At 40.3% G+C, this 17,510-nt stretch carries 11 protein-coding genes; 3 read left to right on the top strand and 8 right to left on the bottom strand.

Going from position 1 to position 17,510, the window contains the following annotated elements; translation table 11 throughout:
- Positions 1-41: 41 nt before the first annotated feature.
- Entirely contained in the window at positions 42-1,682 is a 1,641-nt protein-coding gene (locus tag OQ289_RS07615; protein WP_270090117.1) for a gliding motility protein RemB, read from the bottom strand.
- A gap of 395 nt (positions 1,683-2,077) precedes the next feature.
- Here OQ289_RS07615 and OQ289_RS07610 point away from each other — a divergent pair, with 395 nt between their 5' ends.
- From OQ289_RS07610 to OQ289_RS07600, 3 genes are read left to right on the top strand one after another with little or no spacing between them, the layout of a single operon-like run.
- A complete protein-coding gene (locus tag OQ289_RS07610; protein WP_270090116.1) occupies positions 2,078-3,496 on the top strand; it encodes a glycoside hydrolase family 125 protein in 1,419 nt (472 codons plus the stop codon).
- 53 nt (positions 3,497-3,549) lie between these two features.
- Positions 3,550-4,386, top strand: coding sequence for a glutamate racemase (gene murI, locus OQ289_RS07605; protein ID WP_270090115.1), 837 nt, complete (start codon positions 3,550-3,552; stop codon positions 4,384-4,386).
- A gap of 49 nt (positions 4,387-4,435) precedes the next feature.
- Positions 4,436-5,467, top strand: coding sequence for a LacI family DNA-binding transcriptional regulator (locus OQ289_RS07600; protein ID WP_270090114.1), 1,032 nt, complete (start codon positions 4,436-4,438; stop codon positions 5,465-5,467).
- Between the two features lie 8 nt (positions 5,468-5,475).
- Here the strand turns inward: OQ289_RS07600 and OQ289_RS07595 are convergent, their stop codons facing one another.
- The 7 genes from OQ289_RS07595 to OQ289_RS07565 all read right to left on the bottom strand — a co-directional run bounded on the left by OQ289_RS07595 (position 5,476) and on the right by OQ289_RS07565 (position 17,250).
- Positions 5,476-6,201 (bottom strand): LytR/AlgR family response regulator transcription factor, encoded by a 726-nt coding sequence (locus OQ289_RS07595; RefSeq protein ID WP_270090113.1) that lies wholly within the window; start codon positions 6,199-6,201, stop codon positions 5,476-5,478.
- Between the two features lie 73 nt (positions 6,202-6,274).
- A complete protein-coding gene (locus OQ289_RS07590) occupies positions 6,275-7,606 on the bottom strand; it encodes a RagB/SusD family nutrient uptake outer membrane protein (protein ID WP_270090112.1) in 1,332 nt (443 codons plus the stop codon).
- Between the two features lie 66 nt (positions 7,607-7,672).
- Entirely contained in the window at positions 7,673-11,008 is a 3,336-nt protein-coding gene (locus tag OQ289_RS07585; protein ID WP_270090111.1) for a SusC/RagA family TonB-linked outer membrane protein, read from the bottom strand.
- A gap of 13 nt (positions 11,009-11,021) precedes the next feature.
- Entirely contained in the window at positions 11,022-13,637 is a 2,616-nt protein-coding gene (locus tag OQ289_RS07580) for a zinc-dependent metalloprotease (protein WP_270090110.1), read from the bottom strand.
- Between the two features lie 337 nt (positions 13,638-13,974).
- On the bottom strand, positions 13,975-15,363 hold the full coding sequence (locus OQ289_RS07575; protein WP_270090109.1) for a sensor histidine kinase: 1,389 nt from the start codon (positions 15,361-15,363) through the stop codon (positions 13,975-13,977).
- A 232-nt stretch (positions 15,364-15,595) separates the two neighbouring features.
- Positions 15,596-16,015 (bottom strand): SufE family protein, encoded by a 420-nt coding sequence (locus tag OQ289_RS07570; protein WP_270090108.1) that lies wholly within the window; start codon positions 16,013-16,015, stop codon positions 15,596-15,598.
- Positions 16,016-16,026: 11 nt separating this feature from the next.
- On the bottom strand, positions 16,027-17,250 hold the full coding sequence (locus OQ289_RS07565; RefSeq protein ID WP_270090107.1) for a cysteine desulfurase: 1,224 nt from the start codon (positions 17,248-17,250) through the stop codon (positions 16,027-16,029).
- Positions 17,251-17,510 lie beyond the last annotated feature (260 nt).

Raw genomic sequence — 17,510 nt, 5'->3', positions numbered from 1 at the left:
AAATCACGATAGTCTCATCGAGATATAAAGATAAACTATTATTAGAAATCCCCATAGAAATTACGGAACGAAGACCTCAACCCAACTGAAATAACCCCCGATTTTTGGGTGGCCATATTTTCAATTTGACGATAACGTTGCGTATACCCTAATTCAAAGCGTAAGTTATATTTTGGATTCAATACATATGCAGCTTTTAGATCCGCAAAATACAGGTTGTTTTTCACCCCTTGACCAATCGAATTTCCATACAAATTGGGAATTGCATTGTACGATTGAAAGATATCTCCTCCCATATTAGTCTCCATGTTTGGATCTGTACCAAACCTGTTATACAACAGCTGTCCCGAGAAATCGAACCTTTTCCACGAGTAGTTCAGGAGCCCAACCAACTCTCTAAAATTAGCACCTGTAGGATGCGCAAGAGGTTCGCCGTGGTTACTATAATTAGAGATAGAAGTAAAATGTTGATAAGTATAGGGGCGTACTGTATTGAACTCTCCTAAGAAATTAAGATGTTTCACACCGAAAAGGTCAAATCCTCTCGCTCCTAACTGCACTCCCCATTTGTTATGTGCATACCCATTTCCACCAAAAAATTCCTTTGCGGTAAATTCTCCTAACAAGAATTGTCCATACACAGTTGCATTGCGCAATACCTTGTACTTTGCATTCAGTCCTAAAAACATTTTATCAGGTGAAGAGGCATTATTAGACTCCACAGGGCGAATAAAAATCAACGGATTGATATAATTGAAATCAAATCCGCGATGACCAGCCTCATTTTTATTCGCCCATACCACCGCTTGGAAAAAACCCACCGATAATCTGTTGGTTGCGTTATAATCTAAATATTGGAACGCACCCCATTTGATCCCATCGCCAAAACGGCCTCCCGAATTGAGGGAATCAACACGTGGATTCTTCGGATCTGTCATATAAGCCCAAATGGAAGTATATTGCACATTCCCAATCTTTCCTCTTAATTTCAAGTGAGTATAGTTCGAAGAAAAATCCGACAATAGAAGCGACCGATACCCATCACCAATAAAATTTTTGTCATACGCAAGTGTCACTTGAAGATACGGGCTGACATCATAAGTTGCACTTGCTGTAGCATACATCCAGTCCTTGACATTATTGGACTGCATTTTGGTTACTCCTTGACCAGGGATGAGTTCATTACGGGTCATATAATCGTCCAGGTAACCTGGAAATCGAGCTTGGTTCTCATAAGCATTGGCATAAAAAGTAAATTTATCTCCAATGGTCAATCCAGCTTGAAAACCCCGAGTATTCATATAAGTACTTCGTTTGTCTCCCATTAGGTCCTTTCCAATCTGGAAGTCTGGCATAAAATCTAGGTAAAAAGTATGATCTTCCTTTTCAACCTGAACAAGATGTTCATTAAAAATCTTCCGCATAAAGAGATTGTCCGAGTCTACTTGCCCTACACTTCCTAAAGAGTCGTATCGCGACAGAAGTAAATCTTTAAATACAAAGGGTTTGGAAGACGTAAATTCTCGAGTATCTGGAGAATAAACCACGTCATTGAACTTTTGATAATATTGGTAAGAGTATGTTTGGTTTTTGACCTGAGCAAAAGTCGGGAGTGTGACAATTGCCAAAGGCAAAGTAGCAATCGTCCAGCGCAACCAAGGCTTGAGTATAGTAAATTTCATATGTATTTAATTACGTCTTGAGCTCGTAAGCTCCGTTTGATCTTCATCTATCATTAACTTGTCCCGATGTATCGGTATGGAATATCCAAACTAAATTTTTCATGTTTGTGTAGCCGAGGCTACCTGAATATTTCAAATACAGTTTGCATTTATGGACAGGAAATAGTCTTTAGGGTCTTATTAACTATGGCCGCATATACATTCCTTTTTCCTATCAAATTTCCGGGAATCATTAAGCAAAATCCATTCCGAAGTGCAAATTAACTAAATAATATTTAACTAATGGTTGCAAACCTTTATTATCACCAAGCTAAAACGTATTTGCGATACCAATAGAACAATTTTTTTATTATATTGCGAGAGATTAATAGTAACTAATTTATAATACCACCATAATGAAACGAAGAACATTCCTTCAAAATGCGGCCCTATTAAGTGCTGGAGTGATGGCGAGCAAGCTTTCCTTTGCAGAGATGCAGAGCTCCTTTCCGGTCGTCCGTCTAGCAAAAGATAAGAGACATTTTTCAAGCAAGGTTATTGAAGATGTCATTAGCGAATTCCAAAAAGGCGTCTCTAATAAAGAGATGGCTTGGATGTTCAACAACTGTTTTCCAAACACGTTGGACACAACCGTCTATCCAGAAAAAGATGGTGACAAACCGCTCACCTATGTAATTACGGGTGATATCGATGCCATGTGGCTTCGTGATAGTAGCGCCCAAGTGTGGCCCTATCTTCCTTTTATGAAGAAAGATAAAAACCTTCAAAGCCTCATCATGGGTTTAGTCCGTAAGCAGAGTAAATGTATCAATATAGATCCTTACGCCAACGCGTTTTATAACGACCCTACAAAAAAGGGTGAATGGTTTACCGATCATACCAACATGAAGCCTGGTATCCATGAGCGTAAATGGGAAATCGACTCGTTATGTTATCCTATCCGCCTAGCTTATGCTTATTGGAAAGCGTCCAATGATGCAACTCCATTTGATGAGGAATGGGTGCAAGCACAACAAAATATTTATAAGACCTTTATTGAGCAACAAAGAAAAGAGAATCAAGGCCCGTACAAATTTGAAAGGACCACTGCAAGAGGTTCAGATACTTTGCAAGTAGATGGCCTTGGATATCCTGTAAAACCTGTAGGACTAATTGTATCAAGCTTTAGACCTTCTGATGATGCCACCGTATTCTCTTTCCTCATTCCTTCTAATCTATTTGCAGTAGTGAGTCTGAGACAATCTGCCGAGATACTACGTAAAGTAAAAAACAATACAGACCTCGCCTCGAAGATGGAAAATCTAGCCAATGAGGTGGAACAAGCAGTGCAAAAATATGGAATTATCGACCACCCAAAATTTGGTCGAGTATATGCATTCGAAGTTGACGGCTTTGGTAGTCATTTGATGATGGACGATGCCAATGTTCCAAGTCTATTAGCTTTACCATATTTAGGAGCTGTAGATGTGAATGATGAAGTATATCAACGTACCCGCAAATACATTTTGTCAGCTGACAACCCATTCTTTTTCAAAGGTACAGCGGCAGAAGGTATCGGTGGTCCACATATTGGTCGCGACATGATTTGGCCGATGTCTATTATCATGCGTGCATTTACAACCTCCGATGAGACTGAAATTCGCAATTGTATACAGACGCTGATTAAAACCCACGGCGGCACTGGATTCATGCACGAATCTTTCCATAAAGACGATCCGACAAAATATACCCGTCACTGGTTTGCGTGGACGAATACATTATTTGGAGAATTGTTATGGAAAACTTATCAGGAAAAGCCATCTTTGCTTAAGTAATCCGAATACTCAATATTTAAAACACTGTTGGGTATTCCCAATAGTGTTTTTTTATGCAAGATCAAGATACAAATATGGGTCCGATAGGTATATTCGATTCAGGTTACGGCGGCCTGTCGGTATTCAAGGAAATCCAAAAAAGACTACCACAATACGACTACATTTATCTTGGAGACAACGCCCGCATCCCGTATGGTACCCGTTCTTTTGAAACCGTCTATCAATTTACTAAAGACTGTGTCTTTGAACTCTTCTCTAGAGGATGTAATCTCGTCATACTTGCTTGCAATACCGCATCCGCCAAAGCCCTACGTACCATCCAACAAAACGACCTTCCTCCAGGCAAGAAAGTATTAGGAGTAATCAGGCCCACCGCCGAAATCATCCAAAACTTCACCAAAACTAACAGAATTGGGATATTGGCAACTACAGGAACAGTAAAATCAGAATCATATAAACTCGAGATCAACAAGTTCTCTCCAAATATCGAGGTCTTCCAACATGACTGTCCTTTTTGGGTTCCTTTGGTTGAGAACAATGAAATCGATACCCCTGGCGCACGCTATTTTGTAAAGAAAGATATTGATACCCTGTTGTCGATGTCCCACGATATTGACACGATAGTACTCGCCTGCACACACTATCCACTCCTACTTCCCATCATCGAACAATTTGTACCAAGACACATACAAATCATTTCTCAAGGTCCAATTGTAGCAGATAGCCTTGTAGACTATCTACATCGCCATCCTGAGGTTGAGCAAACTTGTTCCAAAAGTGGTGTACTCACATTCTATACAACTGATGATGCTATCGGGTTTGAAGAAAAAGCAGAGATTTTTTTTGGTCAATCTATACATGCAACTACTATAAAGGTTGTTGAGCAATAGAAAGAACTGGATAATTTGGTATATTACGGTTTTATGCTAAGCGGTTAATATGAAAAAGCTAACACTCAAAGACATTGCCCTAGCCGTTAATAAATCTATATCTACGGTATCCAAAGCACTATCTGACAGCCATGAGGTGAATGAAGAGACTAAAAAACTCATTCAGTCATATGCTAAAGCGCATAACTTTCAATCCAATCGATTAGCCCAAAGCCTCCGCACAGGAAAGAGCCAAGTCATTGGAGTCATTATCTCCACTATCAGCAATTCTTTTTTCTCGCAGATTCTAGAAGGTATTGACGAATATCTGGTACATACCGACTATAGCTTGGTCATCATGCAAAGTAAGGAGCATGCGGAGACAGAACGAAAATGTATCGAGACATTATATGCTCGAGGCGTTGACGGAATCATTATCTCTCCCATAGGCTATGCTCCAAATATAGAATTGCTTCGAAACCTACATGAAAATGGTTGTCCAATCGTGGTGATTGACAGGATCAACAATATCCTCAACACCGACAAAATTGGGGTAAAGAACTTCGAGGGAGCCTACTTAGCCGTGCAACACCTCATTGAACAAGGCCGCTCAAAGATCGTACACATTACGGGGAAAAATCTTGGGGTTGTATCCGAACGCCTAGATGGATACAAAAGGTGTCTTGAAGATTACAATATAACGTTGGACCGAAAATACATTTTGCAATTTGACCTGCAAGATACCACGAGTTTAGAGAATGAAATCCAGAAGTCCCTTACAAAACTTTTCAAATCGCCCCCCAGACCGGATGCTATCTTTGCCGCAACTGATGTCTTGACGAATAAATTAACTGGTATCCTCAACGAAATGGACGTAAAAATCCCCCAAGAAATCGCCTTAATCGGGTTTTCCAACTCAGCTTATTCAAAGGGATTCTCACCACCACTTTCCTGTATATATCAACCTGCAAAAGAGATGGGCCAATTGGGAGCACAAAAATTAATTGAAATATTGAACCTTCACGCTAAAGACATACAACCCAACTATGAGCGTATTGAATTGGACCCGCTATTGATTGTGCGAAAATCCACAAAGTTATAACACTGGTATCATTTATCTAACCACATTTGAAATTCGTTGGACTTTTCCTCGGTCACTACGACTTCGATATCATCGACCAAATCTGGATTCAGTTTTAGTCGTATCCGATTACGGCTAATCTTAATCATTTCGACAATGGATTGAATATGTACAATAAACTTTCTGTTGATTTGAAAGAAGAATCGAGGATCTAATTTTGAAATGAGTTTGGTAATAGTCTCATCCACTATAAATTTTTCTCCCTCCACTGAAAAACCGTACAACAACTTGTCTTCAGCCATGAAATAAGCGATATCTTCTGCACGAATAGACTTCAATCTAACGCCATACTTGACTAAAAATCTATTCTTATAGGCCGATGAATGCTGTGCCCTCGATATCAGAGGCTGTACCTTGGCAACCGCTGCATGGAGTTCCTCCTGATCAAAAGGTTTTAAAAGATAAGCATAGCCATTGTTCTGGAATGCTTGCAGAGCATACTCCTCATAAGCGGTGGTAAAAATAATGGGGGTCTTTACCTTTATGGAATCAAAAATATCAAAACTCAAACCATCCCCTAGGTGTACATCCATAAAGATAAGATCGGCTTTATGCTTGGTCAACCAATCAATTGCATCTCGTACAGTAGCCTTCACCTCAATTGTAAAATCGTCCGTCCACATATCCGACAACATCTCAGACAAGCTGTCTACAGCCCAGCCTTCATCTTCCACGATCAATATTCGAGTTGCCATGTGGTGAAATTAAAAAAAAATCCCTACTCTTTACAGAGTAGGGATCAGTTATTGTCCATTTCTGATGAAAGAATTACAAATCGGGGTTTTTCTCCACCGCTTCCTTCGGGTAGCGAATGACATAACGTGGATCATTCTGGTTCAAAATGTAGTCTTGTCCAAAGAACTTATGTACAACCTGACGCCTATCCGTTCTTTTCAAATCATCCCAACGCAGGCCTTCCAAAGCCAATTCTCGCGCACGCTCATCCATAATCTCAGATTGCAACTGCGCATCTGTCATTCCGGCTAACACTGTAGTGTGGGCTGCTAAATACCCTGGGGTCAGTCTATTCTTGAGAAGACGATTCAGATAATCTATAGCCTTGGTCTTATTATTCAACCGTAGTGATGCTTCAGCGACAATCAGATACAATTCGCCATTGCGGAAGGTCACGTTAAATTGATTATCACCTCCCTTCAACGATACATATCGCGGATTATCTTTATCCGTATTTTGAAAATAACGATCAAATCGTAAATCACCACCTACGTTATATAATCCTAGTAATTCGTCCGAGATAAATGTCGAGTTTCGGACTACCGAATTTCCTGTATTTTCCCATGACTGAATCATCTCAACCGACTCAAAATTACTAGGCAGTAAACTACTTCCCTTTGTCAAGTCCTCTAAATTGGCATTAATTTCCAACGCTTTTTCTGCTGCGTCCATAGCAAGTTGCCACTCTCCTCTATACAATCTCATCCTAGCTTCAAATGCATGAATAGCACGTTTACTAAATCTATATTTAACATTCGTGGGGCTATCGGTTACCTTAATCAATGATGATGCTGCCGCTATATCTGCCAATATTTGCTGGTAGACTTGCTCAACGGATGCGGGCACAAACTTTTGTTCCAAATCGATCTTGATAGAAATTGGCACACCTTTATCCGAAGCAGCTGTTGCAGGATTATATGAAGGTGCATACGAGTTTAACAGTTCAAAATGTGAATAAGCACGCATAAGATATGCTTCTGCACGAATTTGACTGATTCCATCACTATTACCTACCTTTTCCTCAGCTTCAGCTATAATGTGATTTGCATAGAAGATGCTTTTATAAAAAGTCAACCATGCATAAGATCTCGTTGTTGGGCCAGGGTTCTGATCGTTCCATATATATATGTCCTTAATAGATGATAAATCCGTAGATTCTTCATTCAATACAAGTTCATCTGTACGAAGATTCAGAAAAGCCTTATGATCGGGAAATGCTTGGTAACCACTGGTCAATAGTGCTCTGAAGTCAGATTCCGTACTGGGCACAACTGTGCCAACGGGTTGAATATCCAAATACTTATCGCAAGAGGACAAGATGACACTCATGGACAAAAGATAGATACATATAATATTTTTTTTCATCTTGTTATTTTTTGTCATTGTTGATGAAAGCTCGTCTATATTCGAACTAGCTTTCATTTCATTACATTAAAATGTTGCAGACAGTCCAAAAGCGATTGATTTAGAAATCGGCTGCGCATAATTGTTACCATATGTCTCTGGATCGAAGTAGCCTGTGTAGTCCGTTCCAAACACCAATAAGTTACGTCCTTCGACACTCACTCTTAGATTAGATGAGCGCAGCTTGTTACTTATCGATTTTGGCAGTGTATATCCCAATCGGATGCTACTGATTCTGAAATAACTCATTTCCTTTGCCCATATATCCAGATTTCTAAATGATCCTGCTGGATCCCCATCCATCATCCAGCTATATGCCATCCATCTGTCGTTGAGATCCATACTTGTACTTCCTATACTTGGTAACCCGCCACCTTCCAATGCCTGGAAAATTTCTTTTGAATAATTAATTCCTCTATCCACCTTAGCAGGATTGTACAAAGGTTCACGTTTTACCCATTTATCTATATTGAAGATAGCAGATACCGCTAAATCGAAATTGCGATACTTAAATCTATTGGTCAAACCACCCACAAATTTCGGATCTAGGCTTCCTTTATATTTGTATTTATTTCGGTACGACTCGTGCGTTAAATTAGTCGCAAGGAAATATCCCGGCATAAAGTCTGCATATGGATCATACACTTCATAAAAATCTTCAAATTTAATCACCTCAGCATTATCGCCCCTAAACTGCAGCACACCATCGGCATCTAATCCAGCTGTCTCCAATACAAAGAGCGAATTGATACCATACCCCGCTCTTCCATCAGGCATGTATGCATTCGGATTAGCAATTACCTTTAACAATTTATTGCGATTATGGGCAATATTGAAATCAGTAGACCATGTAAAATGTTCTTTCACTATATTACGGCTAGAAATCGTCAATTCGACACCATCATTACGTACAGAAGACCAGTTGCGTAATACCTGCTCAAAACCATTTTCTTGAGGCAGATTATTGTTACCGATTAAATCAGTACTCGTACGGTTATAATAGTCTACCGTAAATGAAAGTCTATTTTTCCACAGACTGAAATCTATCCCAGCATTCCATGATTTTGTTTTTTCCCAACGCAGTTTATCGTTTGCTGGAGCACCTACATTAATCGTTGGCTCATTGTTTCCTGGCAATAAGGTTGTATTACCATACTCCCCAATAATGAATGGATAAGTGTTGCGATCGATGTTTCCTTGGATACCATATGAACCCCGTATCTTCAAATTAGATATCCACTCCATATCCCGCACAAATTCTTCTTCCGAGGCATTCCATGACCCCGAGAGCGACCATATTGGCAAGAATCTATATTTAGGATCAACTCCAAACATGTTCGACCCATCATAGCGGATACTTCCACTGAAGTTATACTTTCGGTCTAAGGTATACGAAGCATTCGCATAGAATGATGCATATGAAGTCGCACCAATCCGTTTTGCATATTGTCGATAAAGCGCTAACTTTTGATAAGAGCTATTTGGAAAAATAATACTCTGATTCGTCAAAGTAACAGGATCATATCCAAATCCCTTTGTTTCGATAATTGTATTATCGGACCTTCTCAATTCCGTCCCCGCCATCACTTCTAGTTCGTGTCGCTCCCCAAAAGATTTGGTGTATTGGACAAATGATTTCCAATTGTACTGAAAGCCACTATTTTTAGAATTTTCAATAATTCCACCATCTGGCAAGAAATACTTATACTGTTTACTAGAACTATCGTAGTAGCGAGTACCTTCTCTAAATTTACGGGTATAGTAAGAATCTTTATCTCCAAATTTTTCGGTCCCAATCTCCTCCAGTTGCAAACCTAGCTCTGTACGGATGGCCAGTGACGGGATAATTTGGTACTGCAAGTTAGCGATAGCTTTCAAACTCTTGTTGGCCAATGAATATGATGTATTTTCACGTTCTTCTACAACATTAAAATCTACATATCTCGTCTGCTCGAAGCCTTCTATATCCGGATCATAAACATAATTTCCAGCAGCGTCGCGCACATTCATATACGGATTGGCGTTACGAGCATAGCGGGATGGGTTTGAAAAACCATCTCTATCCTGAATCAAATTATGACGATCAGTTGCTGAACCTAATAGGCTCAATCCACCCTTCAGTTTGCTATTGATTTGAAAATCGTTGCTGAAAGTCAATGAATAGCGACGCATGTCCACACCTTTAGTCGTAGCTTTCTCATCGTAATAACCACCAGAGATGTAGTAAGTGTGACTTTCATTACCCCCAGACACCGATGCAGTGTATTGCTGGTTAAGGGCATTTCTAAAAAGTTCACGTCCCCAGTCTGTAGATTGACCACGCAGATTATTGATGGACTGCTGCGTAGCATTGCTCAATGCTGAAAGTCCACCGTTTCTATACACATCCCATTCATTGGACGCTGTCAATAGTCTGGAAATAGCCCCATTGCCTAGACGGTAATCCAAGTCCGACCTGCTCGCTAAGGCAAGTTCAAAATCAATCTTTTCAGCAGAATTCATCAAATTCAATTTGCCGTAATCAGGTCTTTGGGTCACGAAGGTATTGGCACTAATCTGCACTTGAGCAGGCCCCCTTTTCCCTCTTTTCGTCGTAATTACAATCACACCATTCGCTGCACGAGCGCCATATATTGAAGTTGCCGCAGCATCCTTCAATACCGTGATATCCGCTATATCATCCGGATTAATACCTGCAATAGGTAGATTGGTCAAGTTGTTTAAGTTATCCTTATCAAAGGTATTAGGCATCACTGCCCCTTCAATTGGCAATCCGTCAATCACCCATAGCGGGTCCTGTGTCCCATTCATGGACACTGTCCCTCTAATTCGGATTTGAGGTGCACTATTAGGTCCACCATTTAAATTGCTCAATTGTAGACCCGCTACTTTACCTTCCAATAATTGATCAATACTAGACACGCCGACTTGTTTGATATCATCTAATTTGATTTTATCATAGGCTGTAGTATTCTTTCTCTTTTTGATGTCTGTATATCCCGTGACGATAACTTCTTCCAAAGACTGGTTGTCAACCTTCAGATAAATAGTTTTCTCTCCTTCAGATACTTTGACAGGTTGGCTCTCATAGCCAACATAAGAAATCGTAAAATAAGCTGCATTTTTAGGCACTTTTAATTCGAAAGTTCCTTTACTATCGGTCAAGGTCCCCAAGGCAGATTGTTGAATCTGTCCGGGCACGCCTGTATCTTCTGTGACAGCAGAGCTGCCAACAAAAACAGTAGCTCCGACAATTGGTTGGTGCGATGTGGCATCCAGCACTCGGCCATTGACCGTGATTAATTCCTGTCCGTAAACTAATTGCGTACAAGAAAAAATGATGAATAACAGTACTCTGTTCATTTGTGGATTTAAGTTAATCTTTGATATTTAGCGATCCATCTATACGAGAGATCAGGTCTTGATAATGTGCTTTATTAATATAATCGCCCGAGTCCTTGGCCTTGAACAATAACTTGCGGATCTGGAATAATTCGGACCTCTTGCTTGTCAACATCTCGGAAGTACGACTCATCCCAGATACGTGTACATTCCGCAATTCTTTAGCCGTATCATGAGCAATACCATGCACTGCGCAGATTTCGGGCCTAGCTTCTTTCAGAAACAAATCGACCAGTTCAAGCTTTTTGCCTTGCAATTTTTCCATATTCTTATTGGTAGAAACCAATAAGACATCAATATAGTTTTGTTGTAACATGCGGGTTTCCGCATCCAACTGTTGCCCTTTGAGGGATTTCGCAAAAATATCTTTACGAATATCTGTCAAGAACTCTTCGACGCTCCAGGCTGCTTCCCTCCCAAACAAAAGTTCCATTTCAGTCATCCGCAACAAACGTTCATCTTTGACCAAATTGTAAAGAAGGCTATATTGGAACTCGCGTTTCAAATTGTACGGAGCGTATTCAAATGGTCCCATTGGGCTATCTTTCAAGGGAAATGTTTTAGTCATTAAATCCATTCTGAATAACCATTCAGGTAAGTAATACACTTGATCCTTAATATAGGTAAGCGCATCTTTTTGCATTTGGCGAGCCACAGGAGCATACGCACTCTTACCATCTCCCCATACTGGATTTTCCAAGTATATTCCGCCGATATTATTGACTACGTGGTCCGCATAGGCATACCATTGACCGATAACAGCCATATACAACTTGCCTGCGCGGTAATAGTCTTCACCGCTTTTAGTTGTCCACTCAATAATGTGGGGCATTGTTCTTTTCAAATTACGTAAACCGTATTGTCCAGCTAACATCGCATTATTACCCAAATCTTCAGATTGAGATCTAGGATCCACTATATTTTTACCATCTTGCTGCTCTCCATACCAATAGTGTGGATCGTGTTGATGATTCTCAATTTCTTTTCGAAGTTCAGGTAGTTCATCCCAAGGCGTCTTACTTTCATTCCATCTATATGCCCACGCTATAGCGTATTTGTCATATAGACCAATTACAGGTGTGATTGAAGATACATTATCCTCCGGCTGCGCAACGTAATTAAATCGGGCATAATCCATGATTGAAGTAGCTGTTCCGCCCATATTTTTTGTAAACCCCGGTGAACGTAGTGAGTCCACAGGAAAGCTGAAGGACGAGCCCATATTATGTTTAAGACCTAAGGTATGTCCTATTTCATGAGAGGATACAAATCGAATAGCGTGTGCCATTTTCTCGTCCGAAAATGAGTTGCCCCTGGCAGCGGTATCAATGATTCCCGTCTGTACTCGCATCCAACTGTTTAAAATGGTCATCACATTATGCCACCAAATTACATCAGATTCTAGAATCTCGCCAGTTCTAGGATCTACAACTGATGGCCCCATTGCGTTCGCTTGAGGAGATGCTGCATAGGTAATGGTCGAAGTATTAGCATCATCAACGTCGAAATCCATATCTTTAGGTACTTCTTTCGCTATAATTGCATCTTTAAACCCCGCTTGCTCAAAGGCCTGTTGCCAATCATAAACACCAGCAATAATCTCTTTTCTCCATTGTTGAGGGGTTGCTGGGTCTATGTAAAATACAATAGGTTTCTTAGGCACCACCAATTCACCCGCCAAGTAACGCGCTCTATCCTCATCTCTTGGTTCCAACCTCCACCGTGTTACCAATTCCCGCTTTTCCATCTCTTGCTGCGCATCCGAAAAATACCAGCGAGGTGTTGTGAAGTACCCAACACGTGGATCTGCAAATCGGGGTTTCATTTTATCGTCAGGTAATTCATAGATATTACTGGTGATGGTCAAGCTGATTGGAATAGACTCATTACCTTCCGTGACTCGTGTACTAAGGATCGACCTCACGACGATATTATTATCAAAAGATTTAACCTGTTCAATATTGGAAAGAGCGCTTTTGGCCGATGTACCCAACCCTATATTTGTAAACACATCATTAAAGCTCTTTTCTGTACCATCAAAAACCTTGTTTATCTTAATCAATACAGCTGTCGAGTCCTTACTGTAGCTCTCTATCTTAAAGGATTCAATAAAAGATTGAGTAAAGTTATCCTCTACCGAGCGCGCGATGGCATCTTGATTCGGCACCTCCACTTGCGGCTTTACTTCCCCCACCCATACTTCATTCCTTGTTTTTTTTACGGAAAAACGAAGTACTTTATTTTCAAAGTTCATTCCTTTGTTTAACCCTGCTTCATTTAGCGCAAGTGGCACCGCAGAAATCTTATTGATTAATAAAAAGTCTTTATCCATTTTGGACAGTGGAATCTCAAAAAAGAAATCTTTGCCTTTCGCTATAACATTAAACACACCACTATCCAATTTGGCTCCTTTGACAATTTTTTCGTAGGCAACCGTACTATCTTTAGCAGTCGTATCACTTATTGGCACGGTTTTGGTCTCCTTCCGAAGGCCGAGTGTGCTCATCAACTGACAAGAGCCAAGTAACGTGGTTGAACATAAGCAAAGGATTGCAAGTCGTGAAGTACTTTTAAAATTAATGTTGTTCATCTGGGTATTTCTGCTTTATTTGTTTCAGATGCAGCCTAGTTCCAATAATCTGAGCGTATTGAGAGATGTGGAATGATGCCGGCTTGATCTGTTTCTAAAATTGTCTACTCTGAAGACGCTGAACTCCTGCCTCTTGTAGACAGATATCACGATTAATATATCCGTTTCGCTCTGCGATGGACCAAAAAACCATGTACGTATTAGTGCTTTTAAGTAGGGCCAAAAAATTTGAGTGGTGAAGATGCCAAGAAATACAGAGAATAGGAAGCCCTTATCCGTGAATACGCATCAAATCGGAGTGAACCTTCGAAAAAAAGAGATGAAGCATCTTCCCTATTTATAAGATAGGGAGATAAACTTTAAAAGCATGTCCGCTTTGAATAACCTCAAATCCCTCAACACCATGATACTTATAGACATTTTTCAAATATGGAATACCATACCCATTTGACTCGTCCGCAGACCGTCTTAGATTCAAAGTATTGACCACCACAATTCTCCCATCTTCGACTTCAATTTTGATTGACAACGGATGGGTTGTCGAAATTTCATTATGCTTAATAGCGTTTTCGATAAGCATCTGTAAACCCAATTTGGGTATCTTTCCTGCATATATATCCTGCCCTACCTGCACATCCAGGGGTTGGAGCCCCGCTCCAAATCGAATCTTCTGAAGAAAGAAATATTCCTCCGCCAAGGCAAGCTCAGTGGCTATAGGAGATAGTTCACCATCATCCTGTGTTAGAAATCGCCTATAGACTTTCGACAGTTTAGACACAAATGTCTGCGCCAATTCACTATCCTTTTTAATAAGCTGTTGCAGGGTGCCCAGCGTGTTAAAAAGAAAATGTGGGTCCATCTTTTCACGCAAGCGTTCCAGTTTAAACACGGCTTCCTCCTTTTGATGGTGCAACCCTTCCATCTCCAACCTAAAGATTTTTTGCCTTTCCCGATACAGGATATAAGACAATAGCAGGACCACTCCCAACATAGTAAGTCCTAAAAATAGACTAAGGTGACCGATTCCCTCTATATCTTCATCCGTCAATAAAAAGAGAACAGATATAAGGGCCTCAGTAGGTCCCAATATCCCTTCTATTTTATATTTCTGCACAAGCACCTTCAAATTTATATAGTCGGACATCAATACCGTATCCTGCTTCTCCTTGACCATCGAAATTTTTTTCACATCTCGCTGTCCCACTTTTTTGATATCAGGATGAATAAGACACCAACCATTTACATCATAAAGTTCGAAATAAGCCCGCACACTCAATTTGGAATTCATGAAGTATTCATTGAGCTTCAAAAGGTCTATGTAGACTCTGAGGTTCTTGTCTTTCAAAGCATACCCCCTACTCACATACAAGCTCTGTCCGGTTTTCACTAGGATAACTGAATCAGGCATAGAAGGTGACCCCTGCAAGATTTCGGAGGGTAACAGATTCGCAAGATCGGTACCCTTTGCACTCCAACTGTGATGAAGTTTTCTCCCTTCTGGTGACCAAACTTGATAAGCCATTATAAAATCCCCTTTTCTTCCGCGACCGATCAAATGGTCAATCGCATTGTAATCACCCGTATTGGCCAATTCTTGAATCAAAAACACATTTTGATCCAGAATATCAAATTCTTTCTGGATCAACAGGGCTTTCTCGGCACTCAGCTCTTGTAACATCCTCACATTGAGCGACTGTGACCGACCATTAATTACACGTAATAGCATTAAAGCTGTAAGCAGAAAAATAAACGCCCCCCCCGTAATAATGAGGATACTACGCCGAGTCCATATTTTTCTAGCAGATATCATATTAAAAGACAAAATTACGTAAAACAGATTTTAGGGGAACCTATATTTAAGATGAGCGAAAGAAGAAAGTAAAAATCGGGCTGACAACAATAGTGCCTCGTGGACAGCATGTTTAAGGGAGCATTTTGTCCCTTAAATATGCATTAATTTATTTCTTAGCGTGAAGCGCTATTGCGTAAAGTTTCATCTGTTTCACCATGGAGAGTAAGCCGTTGGCCCTTGTCGGTGAAAGGTGTTCTTTTAATCCAATCTGATCAATGAAGTATAAATCGGCCTTTGCGATTTCCTCAGGAGTATGCCCTGATAAAACCTTGACCATTAAGCTGACCAGCCCTTTAGTGATAACAGCATCACTATCGGCCTTGAACATCAATTTATCAGCCTCCATTTCGGGATGAAGCCACACCTTAGATTGGCAACCTTTAATAATATAACTATCGACCTTAAATTGTTCATCGATCAATGGTAATTCTTTACCTAATTGAATGATGTATTCGTACTTCTGCATCCAGTCATCAAAGAAGGAAAAATCCTCGATGAGCTCATCTTGTATTTCGTTTATCGTCATAATTCTATTTATTACACCAACATAGCCACTGCACGTTCTACTCCCATCGCTAATTTGTCGATCTCTTCTTTGGTATTATAGCACGCAAAAGAAGCCCGTACAGTGCCCGGTATACCGAACTGCTCCATCACTGGTTGAGCACAATGGTGCCCTGTACGCACAGCAATTCCCAATTTATCCAATATTACCCCAATGTCATAAGGATGGACTCCTTCCACTACAAAGGATAATACCGACGATTTGCGAGCTGCCGTACCAATAATTCTTAGTCCAGGGATTTGGATCATCTTTTCTGTTGCATAGGCCAACAATTCCTCTTCATGCGCAGCAATATTCTCCAGTCCCAAGGATTGAATATAATCAATTGCATCCGCTAAGCATATACCTGCTTCGATATTGGGTGTACCTGCTTCGAATTTAAAAGGAAGCTCATTATACGTCGTTTTTGCAAAAGTTACCTCCTTTATCATGTCACCACCACCTTGATAGGGCGGGATTGCATTTAGCAACGCTTCTTTTCCATACAACACTCCTATTCCTGTAGGGCCGTACATCTTATGCCCAGAAAAGGTAAAAAAGTCAGCATCCAATTCTTGAACATCGACAGCCATATGTTGGACAGCCTGTGCTCCATCAACTAAGACCGGTATCTGATATCGATGCGCAATCTCAATCATCTCCTTAACGGGATTCACCGTCCCTAATGCATTGGAAACGTAGGTAATTGATACAATTTTCGTTCGATCATTCAACAAGTTCTCGTATTCTTCTACTATCAATTCACCTTTTTCATTCATAGGAATGACTTTCAGTTTGGCACCTACTTCATCACACAACATCTGCCAAGGCACTATGTTGGAATGATGTTCCATTGCCGAAATAAGAATTTCATCATCTTTACGAATATGTGCTTTACCAAAACAGGTCGCAATAATATTAATTGCATGAGTAGTTCCAGTTGTGATAATGATTTCATGTTCGTGCGCCGCATTGATAAACTGCTTAACTTTACGACGCGTTACTTCAAAAGCATCAGTGGAAATCTGACTTAAATAATGCACTCCACGGTGCACGTTGCTATTCATATCTGTATAATACTTGACGATAGCATCAATCACCTGCTTCGGTTTTTGTGTAGTGGCACCATTATCGAGATATACTAGGGGTTTACCATTTACTTCCCGAGACAAAATCGGGAAATCAGCTCTGATTTTAGTGATATCTAAGTTTTTCAAAATGTATCTTATTAAAGTAGACAAAGTTAATAGTATTAAATCAGAAATAAGTCAATTGACTGTATTCTTTTAAACCCAATCTCTCATTTTACTCCCCTGCCTTCTGGAACTCCGTTCACGTTTTCACCACCAATCCCTCAAATAGTCACTTCGACAATACACTCACACATTCGTTTTCAGATGTACAATAATGTCCGATTTGATTGTCATCTATCACTCATCTTTCCTCCAGCTTTGCTGGCTGCGGCACCATTTCACTC

This window comes from Sphingobacterium sp. SYP-B4668 (genome assembly GCF_027627455.1).
Lineage (GTDB): Bacteria > Bacteroidota > Bacteroidia > Sphingobacteriales > Sphingobacteriaceae > Sphingobacterium.
The sequence above is the reverse complement of the archived record's forward strand: the minus strand, read 5'-3'. Positions and strand labels throughout refer to the sequence as shown.